This window comes from Caballeronia sp. GAWG2-1 (genome assembly GCF_023631405.1).
Taxonomy (GTDB): Bacteria; Pseudomonadota; Gammaproteobacteria; order Burkholderiales; family Burkholderiaceae; genus Caballeronia.
The window spans coordinates 1-17,683 of sequence record NZ_JALQDD010000005.1; the positions used below are offsets into that span (position 1 = coordinate 1).

Sequence of the window (17,683 nt, forward strand, 5' to 3'; positions counted from 1 at the left end):
GCAATCGCGTCGGTTGTAACGGCAGCGATCAAAGGACAGCAGCCAACTGCGGGACTTGGCGGACAGGCAAAGCTATTCGGCGTTGACGACGCCATCCTGATTCCAGCAATCGCGTCGGTTGTAACGGCAGCGATCAAAGGACAGCAGCCAACTGCGGGACTTGGCGGACAGGCAAAGCTATTTGGCGTCGACGACGCAATCCTGATTCCGGCAATCGCGTCGGTTGTAACGGCAGCGATCAAAGGACAGCAGCCAACTGCGGGACTTGGCGGACAGGCAAAGCTATTTGGCGTCGACGACGCCATCCTGATTCCGGCAATCGCGTCGGTTGTAACGGCAGCAATCAAGGGACAGCAGCCAGCTGCTGTCCCTGGCGGACTGGCGAAGCTATTTGGCGTTGACGACGCCATCCTGATTCCGGCAATCGCGTCGGTTGTAACGGCAGCGATCAAAGGACAGCGGCCAGCCGCTGGACTTGGCGAGCAGGCGAAGCTGTTCGGACTGGGAGTGAATGATTCTGTAATTTTGCCTACTGCCGAATCATTCTTGTCCGATGCGACCCGGAAGCAAGCGACCATCAACAGCTTACTTCAAAAACAACAGGATACGGTGCCTCTGATAAATGCGATTACGAATGCTTTGATAACTCGGCAGTTCGTACCATTGTAGGCATTAAAAAAGCATCGCATTTCCGTCTGTCTTACCCCGGTTGGATGAGCCCCAACCGGGCGCGGCTTCCGCAGGATGCAGAGTCTGAGGTTGCTCCATAAGTAGTCGTGAGGTTACACATGATTAGCGCGCTAAAGGATGTATCGTTCGTAACAAGCTTCATTTTGAGCTCAAGCCTATTTATCTCTTTCGCCCTCATTCTTGGGGTCGCGATTTCATTGAAATTCTTTCACGAGCCGCGCTGTGCTTGGACTGATCGAATGGGCAGCCCGAATTGGGATTTCTCGCGCAGTTGGGCGTCAAATTTTACGGCAATTGGCGCGTTGTTGGGAATAGTTCTTAACTTTGGTGTATTGCCATCGCTGTCGTCCGCAGCCTTTCGAGAAAGTTATATGGCATTGAACATTTTTTTTCTCGGTCTGACGACCCTTGCGCCGTTACTATACGTTTTTTTTACGGTAAATACCAAAGATAGTGCGGGTATCATTCAAAATCCCAGTGGATCCGTAAGATTGTTCTATGCAGCCGGCTTCGTAACAGCATGGGGCGTGCTCGGTCAAACAATGACGCTAGGTTTTTTATTCAGCGCGATTACGCTTGTTAAAAATCCAATACTACCCGGGCGGGCCATTTGGGCTTTTTTGTTGTTGATTGCAGTTCTCTTCGTTGGAGTCCTTATATATATGCCTAGAACTATTAAAAATACCGTTTTAATGCAAAAGTTACAAAATGATCCAAATCAGAAGGTCTTCCGACAAGAGGCCTCTCGGCCCTGGAGCTTGCTTTAAAACAAAAGCATACTGAACAATGACGGTCAAGAGGTTGACATTGTAAGATTCTCAATGTGGACGATGGGGCTTGAGTTGGGGGCCAGTATGACATATTCATTACACAATGCTGGCAGTCCGCAGATCATCAGCAACGTGCGATCGCCCGTTGTAGCAGGGCACGACGGTTCACCTCTCCGGCACCAGCAGCCGGAAAGGTTTGGATATTAACGCGGCAGTTTTTGATGGCATTACAAATGCCAGGTTCTGCTGCGTTCGACGGAAAGCGCGGCGTCTTCACGATCAAAATGGCGTCTGGTACCGACAGCCAATGTTCCGGCTTGGAGAGTCCCCAGAGCCAGAATTCCACGACGTCTTTTATCTCTGCCGCAGAAGCGCCCGCAAGACTTGTTGCAAGATCTATAAAGAGCTCGACGTTTTCTGCCGACAGTAATGTCCCGCGTTTGAGCGCTGCCCTAGATAGGACTTACCTGGAGCAGATTAAAATCCGGTTGGGATTATGCGAAAAAGCAAGAATCGCGTCGCGAGGCCACACTCGAAGCAGCGCAGGGTCACTACCCTCACATGTGCCGCCGTAAGTTTAATGCGAAGCGACGCCGCAGTAACGCGATTGAACGGGGTGGTATGACCAATCCGTCGGCTGAGCCGGTAGCAAGGTGGGATGCATCACGCTTCAACTTAAAGCGCTGAACAGGAGCAAGGATAGAGCGCTCTAGTTCGTCGAAATGAGACGCGTAGAACCGTGCACAGAACTCTTGCGTAACAGTGTCAAGACTGGCGAGGGACAGCACTTTGAAAGACGACCGTTTCAGATGTTCGCCGTCGAATTCGCCAACGAAAAATCTGCGCGACGTCAGGCCATTGCAAGCCAAAGTGTCGACCAATACCTTGCCCACGAAGGCCTTCTTTTTGAGATCTCGTTCCACTTTGGGCAGAAACGCCTCCGGCCGCTCGCTGTTTAGCGAGAAGCTGATGATGGGAAAGGTCGCTGAGGGACCTTTCTGGAGAGAGTAGCCTTTGTGGGCCTTCATTACGTTTTCTGAGGTATCGCCGCGTAGGTGCTTTCGATCGTACGAAAAACTACAAACACAATGTTTGTCGCGTCTTGTTTTCCGTCGATGATACGGGTCATCGCAGGAACCGCGCCATCGGCATGAAACAGCCCATTTCGGTGCAAATTGTGCAACGCGCACGACTTCTCTAACGCAAGAACAGTCGGTGGACACGCAAATTTTGCCGCGCAACCGGACAGCAGAGAACCCTGCTTGTTGAAGTGAGCCCCCAGACCCTGCACGGCGGACACGGGCTGTTCGTTGTCGACCAAGAGCTGCTTCATGTAAAACTCTAATCCTCGAAGCGCAGGGTATGCGACGGTCGAGTAGTCTGGAAGCTCAACCGCGATTTTCGTGAGGGCGAAGGCCGGTACCACGATAGCACAACCCGTGTCGCCCAAATATTTCGCCGCTGTCGGTAGATGCTGGTGAAGCTCTTCATAAAGCCCATCCACAGTCGTCTGAACCTGAACGACCTCCAACTGAGCTTCCAAGACCTCACGCTTATCTTCGTGCACTTCGCACAGAGTGGACATCACCATAGCATAGACGGCCATCGGGCGCCCTTGCATCATGAATCCGCCGCTGTCATACCGGTGCAAAAAGACTTGGTCACGCTCCGGCCCGACAACCCTGATCCTAACTCCGTGTGGCAGGGGTTCGTCTGTCACCTTGCACGCATTTTCTTCTAAGTACTCGCGCAAGAACTCCCACGTCTCTTTCGATAGATTCCGCAGGGTGAGCGGCTTGTTCGCCACAGACACTCTCGTTGTGCTCTTGGCGATATGTTCAGCAAGCCGTTCCGACAGTTCCTGATTAGTTCCAACCTTTGACATCAGCGTCGTGCTGCCGTCGTTCTTTTTATACACGTGCAGCAACGCGGACTTCTGACCGTCGATGTGCAGCTCGTATTCGTCGAACTTTGCCTTGGCGGTCGGACCGGTCGCCTTTCCTCCGCACTCCAGCGCGAACTCATAAACGGCGGACTGAATGGATTCTTGATTAAGATTTAGAGATTTGGGCGGCATGCGTCGGTGCCAATTGCTGTCGTCCGCACATGCAGACAAAACGTAAAATTTGCGGGAGCAAATTGTACGAGCCCCTGATGAGATGTGCTATCGGCTTGAAGCAACGCTCACTGTATTGGGGTTGACACTTGGTTGACAGATGCCACAAAACGAAAGGGGTTAGCTTGCGCTAACCCCTTAATAACACTGGTGGCGAATCAGGGATTCGAACCCCGGACCTGCGGATTATGATTCCGTCGCTCTAACCGACTGAGCTAATTCGCCGAAAGAAGCGAGATTATGGCGATAGGTGAAACCGCTGTCAACCCCTGCCGCTCGTTTTATTCAAGCGGCAGGAAAGCGCCAGGAAAGCACCATCGTCATCAATCTTCGTCATAGACATTCGTCTTGCGCGTGTCCTTGACGAACAACATGCCGATCACGAACGTCGCCAGCGCAATCACAATCGGATACCACAAGCCCGAATAGATATCGCCTCTCGCGGCGACGATAGCGAAAGCCGTCGCAGGAAGAAATCCACCGAACCAGCCATTGCCGATGTGATACGGCAACGACATCGACGTGTAGCGAATCCGCGCCGGGAACATCTCAACCAGCATTGCCGCGATCGGGCCGTAGACCATCGTCACGTAGATCACGAGGATGGTCAAAACGACAATCGCCATCGGCCAGTTGATGAGCGCCGGATCGGCCTTCGCCGGGTAGCCCGCGCTCTTCAAGGTGCCGGCAAGCGTCTTGTCGAAGGCCGCGCCTTGCGCCTTCGCGTCGGCCGCCTTGCCGTCGTAGGTGTTCACCACCGTTTCGCCCACCTTGATCTGCGCGAGCGTGCCCGCCGGTGCCGCGACGTTCTCATAGTTGAGACCGGCCTTGGACAGCGCGCTCTTCGCGATATCGCACGACGACGTGAACTTCGACGTGCCCACCGGATTGAACTGGAACGCGCACTCGTCCGGATTGGAGATTACGACAATCGGCGACTTCTGCGTGGCGGCTTCGAGCGTCGGGTTGGTGTAGTGCGCGAGCGCCTTGAAGAGCGGGAAGAAGCTCAACGCGGCGATCAGGCAGCCCGCCATGATGATCGGCTTGCGGCCGATCCGGTCCGAAAGCGACCCGAAGAACACGAAGAACGGCGTGCCGATCAAAAGCGCCACCGCGACCATGATATTCGCGCTGGTGCCATCGACCTTGAGGGTTTGCGTGAGGAAGAAGAGCGAGTAGAACTGCCCCGTGTACCACACGACCGCCTGACCCGCCGTCAAACCGAACAGCGCCAGCAACACGATCTTCAGGTTCTTCCATTCGCCGAACGCTTCGGTCAGCGGCGCCTTCGAAGTCTTGCCTTCGGACTTGATGCGCTCGAACACCGGCGATTCATGCAGCTTCATGCGAATCCACACCGACACCGCGAGCAGCAGGATCGACACGAGGAACGGAATGCGCCAGCCCCAGGCACCGAACTGTTCTTCGCCAACCATCGTGCGTACCGCCAAAATCACGATCAGCGAAATGAAAAGGCCAAGCGTCGCCGTGGTCTGGATCCACGCGGTCCATGCGCCGCGCTTGTTGGCCGGTGCGTGCTCCGCGACGTAGGTCGCCGCGCCGCCGTACTCGCCGCCGAGCGCGAGGCCCTGCAGCAAGCGCATCGCGATGAAGATGACCGGCGCCGCAATGCCTATGGTCGCGTAGCCGGGCAGGAAGCCGATCAGGAACGTCGACAGACCCATGATGACGATGGTCACGAGGAACGTGTATTTGCGCCCGACCATATCGCCGAGCCGCCCGAACACGATCGCGCCGAACGGACGCACCGCGAAACCCGCCGCGAAGCCGAGCAGCGTGAAGATAAAGCCAGCGGTCGGATTGACGCCCGAGAAGAACGTCTTGCTGATGTAGATGGCAAGCGAGCCCGCCAGATAAAAGTCGTACCACTCGAACACCGTGCCGAGCGACGAAGCGAAGATGACCTTCCTTTCCTCGCTCGTCATCGGTGCGTGGGAAATGCGCCCCTCAACCGTAGCCATGAATCGTCTCCTGATTTGAATTCGCGTACGTGTCGGAAACGCCCCGAGGCGCTCCGGTGCAACGATTATTGGAACGAAAACTTACGGCGTTCTGACTCGCCCGGATGCGTGTCGAATCGGCGCATAAAGTACATCTTCGGCTAACCATCTGCTATTTTCTTTTTATCTCGCTCATTCTTGCGTCAATGCGCGTTTTATGTTGTTTGTCGAGGTGTTGGGCGCTGGGCGGGCTCAGGGTTTGTCCCGCATAGGAAAAACCCGCTGTAAGCTCACGCGAACCAGCGTTCCAGCCAGTCGCGGCGCTTCCTGATACACATGATCTTCGATGACGAGCGTGCCGCCGTGCATCGCCGTGATCTCCTTGACAATGGCGAGACCGAGGCCGCTGCCGTCGCCCTCGCGTCCGAGAATGCGATAGAAACGCTCGAGCACGCGCTCGCGTTCGGCGCTCGGAATGCCAAGTCCGGTGTCTTCCACTTCGAGATGAACGTGATCGAGATCGTGCTCGCCGGTCCGCACGCGCACGGTCACGCGTCCGTTCGGAGGCGTGTAGCGGATGGCGTTATCGATCAGATTCGACAGCAATTCACGCAGCATCACCGCGTTGCCCTCGACTTCGACGGGATACGCGGGCTCCTCGTAACCGATATCGATACCCTTCGCGAGCGCCGCCTGCACCCAGTCGCGCACGGCGAGCCGCGCGAGATCGGTCAGTTCGACGTGCGAGAAAATCTGCCCCGTCGCGCGATTTTCCGCGCGCGCCAACGCGAGCAATTGCGTGACGAGCCGCGCCGCGTGCTCGGAACTCGTGGCGATCTGTTCGAGCGAGCGCTGCACTTCCGTCGATACCTCTTGGCGCAACGCAAACTCCGCCTGCATGCGCAGGCCGGCGAGCGGCGTTTTCATCTGATGCGCGGCGTCGGCGATAAAGCGCTTCTGAAACTCCATGTTCTGTTCGAGCCGCACGAGCAAATCGTTGAACGACGCCACGAGCGGCGCGATCTCGGGCGGCGCGCGGGCCGCTTCGAGCGGCGAGAGGTCGTCCGGACGCCGCGCGCGAATGTTCGACTGCAGCGCGTGCAGCGGCGCGAGCCCGCGCGAGAGGCCGAACCACACGAGCACGATGGCGAGCGGCAGGATCACGAACTGCGGCAGGATCACGCCTTTGATGATGTCGTTGGCGAGCTGGCTGCGTTTGTCCAGCGTCTCGGCGACCTGCACGAGCACCGGCTGCGTCTCGGCGGGATCGCGTCCCGGCGCGAGACCGGGCACATCGACCGTCGTATAGGCGACGCGAATGTCGTTGCCGCGCAGGGCGTCGTCGCGAAATTCGACGATGCCCGGCTGCGGACGATCGTCGTCATGCGGCAAGGGCATGTCACGGTCGCCGCCGACCAGTTCGCCGCGCGTGCCGAGCACTTGAAAGAACACGCTGTCGACGTTGTCGGCGCGCAGGAAATCGCGCGTGACATCGGGTAGACGCAGTTCGGCGACGCCGTTCACCGGCTGGATTTGGCGCGCGAGCATGTAGACGTCGGCTTCGAGCGCGCGGTCGAACGGACCGTTCGCAATCGACTTCGCGACCAGATACGTCACCGCGATGCTCATCGGCCAGAGCAGCAGAAGCGGCGCAAGCATCCAGTCGAGAATCTCGCCGAAGAGCGAGCGCGGATGCGTTTCGTTGTCGGGTTCGAGTTCGTCGGGAGGCGCGAACGGGTTGGCGTAGCGCGCGTCGCGCTTGGCGTCGGTGTCGCTTTCGGTGGCGGCGTGGTCGTGTCCGTGGCCGGCTTCGCTTGGTTCGGTGGAAACGGGCGACGCCATGCGCGGCTACTTGTATTGAGGGCTGGCGGGCAGGGAGTCGCTCGCCGTGGGTTGGGCAACGGCGCCGTTGTCGACGGTGGCGACGGCTTTTTCCAGCGTGTAGCCGAGCCCGCGCACCGTGATGATGCGCGCGCCGCTCGCTTCGATTTTTTTGCGCAAGCGGTGCACGTACACCTCGATTGCGTTGTTGCTTACTTCTTCACCCCACTCGCACAGATGATTCACGAGCTGTTCCTTCGACACGAGCCGCCCGATGCGCTGGAGCAGCACTTCGAGCACGCCGAGTTCGCGCGCGGACAGGTCTACGACTTGCTCGCCGATATGCGCGACGCGTCCGACCTGGTCGAACGCCAGCGAACCATGCTTCACGACAGTCGGACCGCCACCCGCGCCGCGTCGCGTCAACGCTCGAACGCGCGCTTCGAGCTCGTTGAGCGCGAAGGGTTTGGCCATATAGTCATCGGCGCCGAGGTCGAGTCCCTTCACGCGTTCGTCGACACTGTCGGCCGCCGTCAGGATCAAAACCGGCATCTGCGAATTGCGTGCGCGCAGGCGGCGCAGCACCTCCAGACCGGGCATGAGCGGCAGGCCGAGATCGAGAATCAGGAGGTCGAAAGTTTGCAGCGAAAGGGCGGTATCTGCCTCGACGCCATGCTTCACATGGTCGACGGCGTATCCCGATTGGCGGAGTGATCGAATGAGACCGTCCGCGAGTATGCTGTCGTCTTCGGCAATGAGGATTCGCATCGTGTTGTGCGCCTTCGTGCGCGGCAAAGCGCAGTCATTGCCGACACCGCATTTCGCCCGGCGCGGCGGTCTCCAGGTGTTTTGCGGTTTTTGCGCGGTGCGCGCGGCGTGGAAAAAAGACTGCGTCGCGCGATCGGGCTTGCAAAAACTACTGTTTTTTTATACAGTGTCTGCGGGAGTGCTACAGACGGGCTCGAGTTCGTTTCGAGCTTGCCGGCACCCGCCTCAGACGCCGTTCATCATAGCAAAGGACGATTCATGGAAGAAAGCAAGAAAGGCCCGGCTGGCATGACTGCGGAGAAGGGCAAGGCATTGGCCGCCGCGCTCGCGCAGATCGAAAAGCAATTCGGCAAAGGGTCGATCATGCGGCTCGGCGCAGGCGAGGTGGTGGAAGACATTCAGGTGGTCTCGACAGGGTCGCTCGGTCTGGATATCGCGCTTGGCGTCGGCGGCTTGCCGCGCGGCCGTGTCGTGGAAATCTACGGGCCTGAGTCGTCGGGCAAAACCACGCTCACGCTGCAGGTGATCGCCGAGATGCAAAAGGTCGGCGGCACGGCGGCGTTTATCGACGCAGAACACGCGCTCGACGTGCAATACGCGCAGAAGCTCGGCGTGAATGCGCAGGAACTGCTGATCTCGCAACCGGACACGGGCGAGCAGGCACTGGAAATCGCAGATGCGCTGGTGCGCTCCGGCTCCATCGACATGATCGTCATCGACTCCGTCGCGGCGCTCGTGCCGAAGGCGGAAATCGAGGGCGAAATGGGCGACTCGCTGCCTGGTTTGCAAGCGCGCCTGATGTCGCAAGCGCTGCGCAAGCTAACTGGCACCATCAAGCGTACGAACTGCCTCGTCATCTTCATCAACCAGATCCGCATGAAGATCGGCGTGATGTTCGGCAACCCGGAAACCACCACGGGCGGCAACGCGCTGAAGTTCTATTCGTCGGTGCGCCTGGACATTCGCCGTATTGGTTCCATCAAGAAGAACGACGAAGTCATCGGCAACGAAACGCGCGTGAAGGTCGTGAAGAACAAGGTCTCGCCGCCGTTCCGCGAAGCCATTTTCGACATCCTTTATGGCGAAGGCATTTCGCGTCAGGGCGAGATCATCGACCTGGGCGTGCAGGCCAAGCTGGTAGACAAGGCGGGCGCCTGGTACAGCTATAACGGCGAGCGTATTGGTCAGGGCAAGGACAACGCGCGCGAATTCCTGCGCGAGAACCCGGACATCGCCCGCGAGATCGAGAACAAGATCCGCGAGTCGCTCGGCGTGGCGGCAATGGCTGACGCCGTGGCGCCGGGCGCCACGGTGGCGGACGAGTGAGTTGTCGCTTTATCGTCACGTAGTCGTCGTCTCGTCCTTTAGATACTCACTTGGTCACTGACGATGTTGAAACGCCGGTTCGGATCGAAGGCTGGCAGAACGGACGGAAGGTTCGGGCGGTCTGCTGGTTCTGATGATCCGAACGGCGCGAGTGATCCTCAGTCGCGTGACACTCAGTCGCGCGATTCGACGAAGGCGTTGCGTGGTGGCTGGCGGCGAGAGTTGCCGGTGAATGCGCGTGATGCTGCTGAGTTGGACGCAAGGGCGGCCGATGTTGATGCTGCTGCTGTCCGGGAAAGTGAGACACCGTCGTCCGAAGATCGCCGGGCGCGTCTGGAGCAAGCCCGCGCGTTGCTGATGCAGGCAGCGTCCATTCGTGAGGGCAACGCACCGTCGAGAAACGCAACCTCCAAGCCGGCAGTGGAAAGGCCGACTCTGGCGACCAACCGTGCGCAGAACGCGTCACCCTTGGCAAGCCGGATTGCCAATCCAAACCAATCATCTGCAATCGACGCCTTCGAAGACGCCGATCCTTTCGAGCCCTTCGAGCAGTGCACGCCGGATGCAGGCGTCAACACAGCATCCGAATCGGTCTACAGCCGTTCAAGTCAACGCGCTCGCAAAACTTCCGCTGCCGAAGTCAAAGATTCCAAGCGTCCGCAACGTTCGCTTAAAGGACGCGCGCTTGCTTACCTGTCTCGTCGGGAATATAGCCGCGCGGAGTTATCGCGCAAGTTGCGTCCCTACGTCGAAGAAGCCGATTCGCTCGAAACACTGCTCGATAGCCTCGAACGTGACGGCTGGCTCTCGAACGAGCGCTTTGTCGAAAGCGTCGTGCATCGAAGAGCGGCGCGCATGGGCGGCAGCCGGATCATCCACGAATTGAAGCGTCATGCAGTGGGCGAGACACTCATCGGCGAAACCGCCGACAAACTCGCGCAGACCGAAACCGCGCGAGCGCAGTCCGTATGGGAGAGGAAGTACGGCGTCGTACCGGAAACGCCCGCGGAGCGTGCGAAGCAAGCGCGCTTTCTCGCGGCGCGCGGCTTCTCCATGAGCACGATCAGCAAGGTGTTGAAGGGAAGCGACGAAGACTGGACCGACGAAGTCATCGACGATTGATGGCGAACGCCGTCTAGTTTAGTGCGGGCGCATTCGAGCGCCATGTGATTGCCCGAGCGCCATGTGCATCTATTTCGTGCTTTCACGTGCTGGACTCATGGCGAAGCCGCATTCCATCACGACGTGGTTCAAAACCATTCACACGCGAAGCGTTAGGTTAATTATTCCATGCTCCACGCGCTTGCCTCATCGTGCTGGCGGATTTCGACCGCTGAGTAATTTCAGGTTTCGCGCGCATGCAAACAGGTCGGGCTCATGTTTCCACATCCGCGTGTTGAGCTTCTAGTCCACCAAAGTAAGAAGTGATTTCAAACGACCGCGTGCATGCAAGCTCCGAGGCGGGAAGAAAATCCCGCACCGCGCCGAAGCGTTAATAAGCACAGGCTTTCAAGCTTTCCCCGCGCACGTTTCTGGTGCCTGAGTCATCCCCGGCTTGAAATACCCAATATGCTAAAATTCCACGGTTTTCCCGTTCCGGCTTTGGTCCAGCATGCCTCTTTCCCCGCCCGTTTCCCGACAATTGCGCCATCGTCGCGCGATTCGGATTGAAGCGTTCGAGCGAGATGACGGCCTTTGGGACATCGAAGCCGTTCTAACCGACGAGAAGACGCGCGACTTTCAACTCGTGACGGGCGTACGGCCATACGGTCAGCCAATCCATGAACTCTGGCTACGCATCACCATCGACCGCGAACTCACTATCGTCGACGCAGAAGCGTCCTCGGAGTGGGCGCCTTATGCTGGTCTCTGCGCCGAGTCCAATCCCGCCTATCGCTCGCTCATCGGGCTCAATCTCCTCAAGAATTTTCGCCGCGAAGTCAATCAGCGTATTGGCGGCGCGGCCGCTTGCACGCATCTCACCGAGTTGTGCGCCGTCCTGCCGACTGTCGCCATCCAGGGATTTGCGGGTCAGGTCTGGAACACCGAATCGGGTAATCCGTTCGATTCGAAGGACGCAAAGGCAGCATCGGACACACCGCCGTTTCAGCTCGGGCGCTGTCACGCATTGCGCTTCGACGGCCCCGCGGTCGAGGAGTACTATCCGCGCTGGTTCGAGCGCGCAGGCACAAACGACACCAAGCCGCGCGATACCTAGCGCGCACGCGGCGATCAGCATTCAAACAAGAATCGATGAAATCAGCGGTTCAGCAAATCGAAGTTCACTCCAACTCTCAGACTGAAGGAATCACGCATGAAGATTCACGAGTACCAGGGTAAGGAAATCCTGCGGAAATTCGGCGTCGCGGTCCCGCGCGGCAAACCCGTGTTCTCGGTGGATGATGCGGTCAAGGCCGCGGAAGAGCTGGGCGGCCCGGTATGGGTCGTCAAGGCGCAGATTCATGCTGGCGGCCGTGGTAAGGGCGGCGGCGTGAAGGTCGCGAAGTCGATCGATCAGGTCCGCGAATACGCGAACCAGATCCTCGGCATGCAGCTCGTTACGCACCAGACCGGTTCCGAGGGCCAGAAGGTGAACCGTCTTCTGATCGAAGAAGGCGCGGACATCAAGAAGGAACTTTACGTCGGCCTCGTGCTCGACCGCGTTTCGCAAAAGGTCGTCGTGATGGCGTCGAGCGAAGGCGGCATGGACATCGAGGAAGTCGCGGAAAAGACGCCCGAGTTGCTGCACAAGCTGCCGGTCGATCCCGCCACGGGCTTGAAGGACGCCGAAGCGGACGACCTCGCGCGCAAGATCGGCATTCCAGACGCATCGTTGCCGCAAGCACGCACCATTCTGCAGGGTCTCTACAAGGCGTTCTACGAGACGGATGCATCGCTCGCGGAAATCAACCCGCTGATCCTGACCGGCGACGGCAAGGTCATCGCGCTCGACGCCAAATTCAACTTCGACGCGAACGCGCTCTTCCGTCACCCGGAAATCGTCGCGTATCGCGATCTCGACGAAGAAGATCCGGCTGAAGTCGAAGCGTCGAAGTTCGACCTCGCGTACATCTCGCTCGACGGCAACATCGGCTGTCTCGTGAACGGCGCGGGTCTGGCCATGGCCACGATGGACACCATCAAGCTGTTCGGCGGCGAGCCGGCCAACTTCCTGGACGTCGGCGGCGGCGCCACGACCGAGAAGGTAACCGAAGCCTTCAAGCTGATGCTCAAGAATCCGAACCTGAAGGCGATCCTCGTCAACATCTTCGGCGGCATCATGCGCTGCGACGTGATCGCGGAAGGCGTGATGGTCGCGTCGAAGGCCGTGGACCTGAAGGTGCCGCTCGTCGTGCGCATGAAGGGCACGAACGAAGACCTCGGCAAGAAGATGCTAGCGGACTCCGGTCTGCCGATCATCTCCGCCGACAGCATGGAAGAAGCCGCGCAGAAGGTCGTCGCGGCGGCCGAAGGCAAGTAAGCGCGCCCGCTTCCTAGTCTGACAAGAGCGTTCCACCAGATACGAATGGCGGCGCGGGCTTTCCATATGAGAAAGCGTCGCGACGCCAAACGAACAGAGGTCACTACATGTCGATTCTGATCAACAAAGACACGAAGGTCATCACGCAGGGCATCACCGGCAAGACCGGTCAGTTCCATACGCGCGCCTGCCGCGAATACGCGAACGGCCGCGAAGCGTACGTCGCGGGCGTGAACCCGAAGAAGGCCGGCGAAGATTTCGAAGGCATCCCCATTTACGCGAGCGTGAAGGAAGCGAAGGCCGAAACGGGCGCAACCGTATCGGTGATCTACGTTCCGCCCGCGGGCGCCGCCGCCGCGATCTGGGAAGCCGTCGAGGCCGATCTCGATCTCGCCATCTGCATCACGGAAGGCATTCCGGTTCGCGACATGCTGGAAATCAAGGACCGCATGCGCCGCGAAAATCGCAAGACGCTGCTGCTCGGACCGAACTGCCCCGGCACGATCACGCCGGACGAACTGAAGATCGGCATCATGCCGGGTCACATCCACCGCAAGGGTCGCATCGGAGTGGTATCGCGCTCGGGCACGCTGACGTATGAAGCAGTGGGTCAGTTGACGGCGCTGGGTCTTGGCCAGTCGTCGGCGGTCGGTATTGGCGGCGATCCGATCAACGGTCTCAAGCACATCGACGTGATGAAGATGTTCAACGACGATCCGGAAACGGACGCCGTCATCATGATCGGCGAGATCGGCGGTCCGGACGAAGCGAACGCCGCTTACTGGATCAAGGACAACATGAAGAAGCCGGTGGTTGGCTTCATCGCGGGCGTCACGGCGCCTCCGGGCAAGCGCATGGGTCACGCAGGCGCGCTGATCTCGGGCGGCGCGGACACGGCCGATGCCAAGCTCGAAATCATGGACGCGTGCGGCATCAAGGTCACGAAGAACCCGTCGGAAATGGGTCGTCTGTTGAAGTCGGTGATATAAGCGGGTTTATCGGCAGAACGGCCTGGGGTTTGGTACTCTTACCGAATCCTTTCGTAACCGCCGAATAGAAAGCGAGGGAGCGTTGGCTTCCTCGCTTTTTTTATTACTACATGCTCGATTTTTTTGCGACGCTCCATTGGGGCGCGGTGCTTCAGATCATTGTCATCGACATTCTGCTCGGTGGCGACAACGCGGTCGTGATCGCGCTCGCCTGTCGCGGTTTGCCCGATGGCCAGCGTACGCGTGGCATCTTGCTGGGCACGCTCGGCGCCATCGTGCTGCGCGTCGTGCTGATTGCGTTCGCGGTGTTTCTGCTCGATATCCCGTTCCTCAAGTTCGTCGGCGGCATCCTGCTGCTGTGGATCGGCGTGAAGCTGATGCAGCCCGACCACGACGCGCACGAGATCAACGCATCGGACAAGCTCTGGACAGCGGTCAAGACCATCGTCATCGCGGACGCCGTGATGAGCCTCGACAACGTCATCGCCATTGCGGGCGCGGCGGAGGCGGCGGACCCGCGGCATCGCTTCACGCTCGTCGTCTTCGGGCTGGTGGTGAGCATTCCGCTCATCGTGTGGGGCAGCACGCTGGTGCTGAAGCTGCTCGATCGCTTTCCGGTCATCGTGCTTTTTGGCGCGGCGTTGCTCGGGTGGATTGCGGGCGGCTTGATCATCGACGATCCCTTCATCGATCGATGGCCCGCGCTGAACACCGAGCTCGTCGGGTATATCGCGCGAGCGGTGGGCGCGATTTTCGTGGTCGCGGCGGGCGTGCTGATGAAGCGGCGCGCGCTCGCCAGTGCATAACGGGCGCCGGGGTGAGGCTGTTCTATGCAGTGCGGTGACTGAGGCGCACTCCGCCCAATCGCGTTGACCGGGAACGCGCTCACGCTAAGGCCTTTACCGAAAGACGCTCACCCCAGGCCCCCACGTTAGCCATTCGGCCGACTGTCACCGCTAAAGCTCCCTGAATAAGATCGAAGCGTCTGGATTGCATCATGCATCCGGGCGCTTTTTGTCCTTTTGGGAGTACCGATGACAACGATCACCTGCAACACGAATTCGCCGCGTGCCTGGCGCGCGATGCACGGCTGGCTGCGCTCTGCCGGCGACGCGGCGACGCGAGGTTTCACCCTGATCGAACTGATGATCGTGTTGGCGATCGTCGGCGTGGTGGCCGCGTATGCGATTCCCGCGTATCAGGATTATCTGGCGCGCAGCCGGGTGGGCGAGGGCTTGTCGCTCGCGGCATCGGCGCGGCTTGCCGTGGCCGAGAACGCGGCGAGCGCGGCCGATCTCGCAAGCGGATATGCCTCGCCGCCAGGCACGCGCAACGTCGACTCGATCCACATCGACAGCGACAACGGCCAGATCACGATTGCCTATTCGACGCGCGTCGCACCAGCAGGATCGAACACGCTCGTGCTCGTGCCATCCACGCCCGACAACGCCGAGACTCCGACGGCCCGCGTGTCGCTTGCGCGTGGATCGGTGCAGGCAGGCACCTTGACGTGGGAATGCTTCGCGGGCGGCAAGGCGGCGTCGTCGTTGCCGGCGCCGGGCGCGGGACCGTCGCCCGCGGAGGCACCGAGCTTGCCCGCCAATCTCGCGCCGGCGGAATGCCGTGGCTGACGTGCATCGCTGACGACGGGCAGACGAGCGGTGCGTCGGCATTGCTCGTCTGCCATCGGCAAGAAGCGGTCAGGTGCGGGGATTTTTTGTTGGAAACGCGGGGATTTCGTCGCAAATCGGGCTGTGTACCGGACATGGGCAGCAAAGTTTTGTATAGTGCGCCGGTTGCCGACGTTCACAGCCCCTCATGCCTTCTCAATACGCGCGCTACCTTTGTTTTGCCGTTCTGTGCCTTGCGTTGACCTTGCCGTTCGGCGTCGTCAACCACACGTACCCGATTCCGACCTTCTACGCCGAATACAGCGCGCTGGCGCTTTACTTGGCGCTCGGGGCGACGGTCGCGCTGCTCGTGCGCGTGTCGGAGCCGCGCGTGTCGTTCGCCTCGCCGGTCGTTGCGCTCATGCCGCTTGCGTTCGGCGTGCTGCTCATCGCGCAGACGGTGTTGCTGCCGGTATCGCAGCCTTCGATGAACTGGCTCGGCGGCGCGTATCTGCTCGCCTCGTTCATCGCGGTGCATACCGGCTATGGGCTCGTGCGCGCGGGTTTGTCGGAGAAGGCGTTGCGCATCGGCGCGGCCGCGCTCATGGCGGGCGGTCTGTTCGCGGTCTTTTGCCAGATCGTGCAGTTGCTGCATCTGGAGGTGAAGTTCACGCCGTTTGTCGTCGCTTATAACGTGATGACCGAACGGCGGCCGTTCGGCAACATGGCGCAGGCGAATCACCTCGCGACGGTGATCGCCTTCGCGATGGCGGGCGCGCTGTACTTTGTGCAAACGCGGCGTTTGCCCGTTATCGTGTGGCTCGCGCTGACGGCGGTGTTTTCGCTAGGACATGCGCTGACCGTTTCGCGCGGACCCTGGTTGCAGATGGCGGTGATCGTCGTCGCCGGATTCTGGATGGCGTTCGTGCAGGGGCGGCCGGCAGCGGCGGAAGGTTTCGACGGACCCGGCCGCCGCGATCTTCGCGCGTGGCTCATGCCGGTGGTGCTCGCGCTCGTGTTCTTCGCGGTGAACGCGGCGGTGCGCTGGGCCAACGTGCGCTTCCACTTCGACCTCGCGCAATCGGCCGCCGAGCGCATGCAAGACGCCAATCAGATCGCGCCGCGCCTTGCGTTGTGGAAATACGGCTGGACAATGTTCCATACGCATCCCATCCTCGGCGTCGGCTGGGGCGAGTTTCCGCGCTATCAGTTCGACATGGTGCGCGAGCTGGGCGGCGTCGAGATCGCGAACAATGCGCATGACATCTTCATCGATTTGCTCGCGAAGACGGGCGCGCTGGGCCTCGGCATTCTGGTGCTGGGGTTCGTCTTCTGGCTGATTCGCGTGCTGCGCGCGCCGCAGACGCCCGCGCGCATTTTCGGGCTTTCGCTGCTTGGCGTTCTGCTGATGCATGCGTTGGTTGAATATCCGCAGCAATACATGTTCTTTTTGATGCCGGCGATGCTCGTGATCGGCTTGCTGGAGACGCGGCCGTTGCGGCTGGTGGCGAAGCCGTTGTCGTTCGGCGTGTACGTGGTGCTCGTGGTGGGCGGGCTGGCGGCGTTGTATCCGGTGATGCTCGACTATCATCGGGCCGAGGTGCTTTACTACGGATCGCGGCCGGCGGAGCAGTATCGGGACGATCCTTCGTTCCTCTTCACCGCGTGGGGCGAATACGGCGCGGCCACGCTCGTGCCGATCAACGCGCAGAACCTCGAAGAGAAGCTCGCGATGCATCGCAAGGCGATTGCGTTACTGCCGGGCGAGACGGTGTTGCGGCGATATGCGGTGCTGCAGGCGCTTGCTGGTCAGCGCGACGAAGCGCTGGACACGATGGCGAAGCTCAAGATTTTCGCGACCCAACTGCATGACTGGCCGAAGCAACTGGCGTCGGTTTATCAGCTCATCGATGAGACGGGGAAGCCGCTGGCTTCGTTCAAGGCGGATCTGGTGAAGTTGTATGGAGAGCCGGGGGTGGGGGGCGCCACTGCCGATGATGACGACGATGATGAGTGAGGTCGGCGTCGGCTCCGGGGGACCTATCCGTAATTCTGTGGGCGAGGCATATTATGAGAGGTAAAAGTCATGGATATGCCGATGAAGAAGAAACGCACCGTCGCTTCTCAGGCAGCGGCCCGAGGGCCGCTGCC

Annotated in this window: 16 protein-coding genes and 1 tRNA gene; 10 read left to right on the plus strand and 7 right to left on the minus strand. The window is 59.8% G+C overall.

The window, feature by feature from the left end; genetic code table 11:
* Both NCR98_RS02395 and NCR98_RS02400 read left to right on the plus strand, forming a co-directional pair.
* Positions 1–669, plus strand: a 669-nt coding sequence (locus NCR98_RS02395) for a hypothetical protein (protein ID WP_250525421.1), incomplete at its 5' end; no start/stop codon positions are given.
* Between the two features lie 260 nt (positions 670–929).
* Positions 930–1,457, plus strand: a complete 528-nt coding sequence (locus NCR98_RS02400; RefSeq protein WP_250525422.1) for a hypothetical protein — start codon at positions 930–932, stop codon at positions 1,455–1,457.
* Positions 1,458–1,584: 127 nt separating this feature from the next.
* On the opposite strand, the gene NCR98_RS02405 is transcribed toward NCR98_RS02400, so the two are convergent.
* From NCR98_RS02405 to NCR98_RS02435, 7 genes are all read right to left on the minus strand, one after another.
* A complete protein-coding gene (locus NCR98_RS02405) occupies positions 1,585–1,806 on the minus strand; it encodes a hypothetical protein (RefSeq protein ID WP_250525423.1) in 222 nt (73 codons plus the stop codon).
* Between the two features lie 211 nt (positions 1,807–2,017).
* Entirely contained in the window at positions 2,018–2,488 is a 471-nt protein-coding gene (locus NCR98_RS02410) for a type II toxin-antitoxin system RnlB family antitoxin (RefSeq protein ID WP_250525424.1), read from the minus strand.
* Complete coding sequence (locus NCR98_RS02415; protein WP_250525425.1) at positions 2,488–3,537, minus strand: type II toxin-antitoxin system RnlA family toxin; 1,050 nt, start codon at positions 3,535–3,537, stop codon at positions 2,488–2,490. Before NCR98_RS02415 ends, NCR98_RS02410 begins: the two co-directional genes overlap by 1 nt.
* Positions 3,538–3,724: 187 nt before the next feature.
* A tRNA-Met gene (locus NCR98_RS02420) sits at positions 3,725–3,801 on the minus strand.
* A gap of 98 nt (positions 3,802–3,899) precedes the next feature.
* Positions 3,900–5,558 carry an MFS transporter gene (locus tag NCR98_RS02425; RefSeq protein ID WP_250525426.1) on the minus strand — a complete coding sequence of 553 codons (1,659 nt, stop codon included), beginning with the start codon at positions 5,556–5,558 and terminating at the stop codon, positions 3,900–3,902.
* Between the two features lie 231 nt (positions 5,559–5,789).
* Positions 5,790–7,379: a sensor histidine kinase gene (locus tag NCR98_RS02430; protein WP_250525427.1), complete on the minus strand. Its 1,590-nt coding sequence runs from the start codon at positions 7,377–7,379 to the stop codon at positions 5,790–5,792.
* Positions 7,380–7,385: 6 nt separating this feature from the next.
* A complete protein-coding gene (locus NCR98_RS02435; RefSeq protein WP_250525428.1) occupies positions 7,386–8,126 on the minus strand; it encodes a response regulator transcription factor in 741 nt (246 codons plus the stop codon).
* A gap of 258 nt (positions 8,127–8,384) precedes the next feature.
* Here NCR98_RS02435 and recA point away from each other — a divergent pair, with 258 nt between their 5' ends.
* The 8 genes from recA to NCR98_RS02475 all read left to right on the plus strand — a co-directional run bounded on the left by recA (position 8,385) and on the right by NCR98_RS02475 (position 17,549).
* Positions 8,385–9,452 carry a recombinase RecA gene (gene recA, locus NCR98_RS02440; protein WP_284502972.1) on the plus strand — a complete coding sequence of 356 codons (1,068 nt, stop codon included), beginning with the start codon at positions 8,385–8,387 and terminating at the stop codon, positions 9,450–9,452.
* A gap of 357 nt (positions 9,453–9,809) precedes the next feature.
* On the plus strand, positions 9,810–10,574 hold the full coding sequence (gene recX, locus NCR98_RS33450; protein WP_409014919.1) for a recombination regulator RecX: 765 nt from the start codon (positions 9,810–9,812) through the stop codon (positions 10,572–10,574).
* A gap of 490 nt (positions 10,575–11,064) precedes the next feature.
* The gene (locus NCR98_RS02450) at positions 11,065–11,670 is read left to right on the plus strand and encodes a DUF2889 domain-containing protein (protein WP_250463302.1); all 606 of its coding nucleotides are present in this window, start codon (positions 11,065–11,067) and stop codon (positions 11,668–11,670) included.
* Between the two features lie 81 nt (positions 11,671–11,751).
* Positions 11,752–12,933, plus strand: coding sequence for an ADP-forming succinate--CoA ligase subunit beta (gene sucC / locus NCR98_RS02455; protein ID WP_309845133.1), 1,182 nt, complete (start codon positions 11,752–11,754; stop codon positions 12,931–12,933).
* 107 nt (positions 12,934–13,040) lie between these two features.
* A complete protein-coding gene (sucD, locus tag NCR98_RS02460; protein WP_159835338.1) occupies positions 13,041–13,922 on the plus strand; it encodes a succinate--CoA ligase subunit alpha in 882 nt (293 codons plus the stop codon).
* A gap of 110 nt (positions 13,923–14,032) precedes the next feature.
* Entirely contained in the window at positions 14,033–14,728 is a 696-nt protein-coding gene (locus NCR98_RS02465; RefSeq protein WP_250525430.1) for a TerC family protein, read from the plus strand.
* A gap of 276 nt (positions 14,729–15,004) precedes the next feature.
* Positions 15,005–15,553, plus strand: a complete 549-nt coding sequence (locus tag NCR98_RS02470) for a pilin (RefSeq protein ID WP_244827965.1) — start codon at positions 15,005–15,007, stop codon at positions 15,551–15,553.
* Positions 15,554–15,740: 187 nt separating this feature from the next.
* A complete protein-coding gene (locus tag NCR98_RS02475; protein WP_250525431.1) occupies positions 15,741–17,549 on the plus strand; it encodes a PglL family O-oligosaccharyltransferase in 1,809 nt (602 codons plus the stop codon).
* The last annotated feature ends 134 nt before the right edge of the window (positions 17,550–17,683 follow it).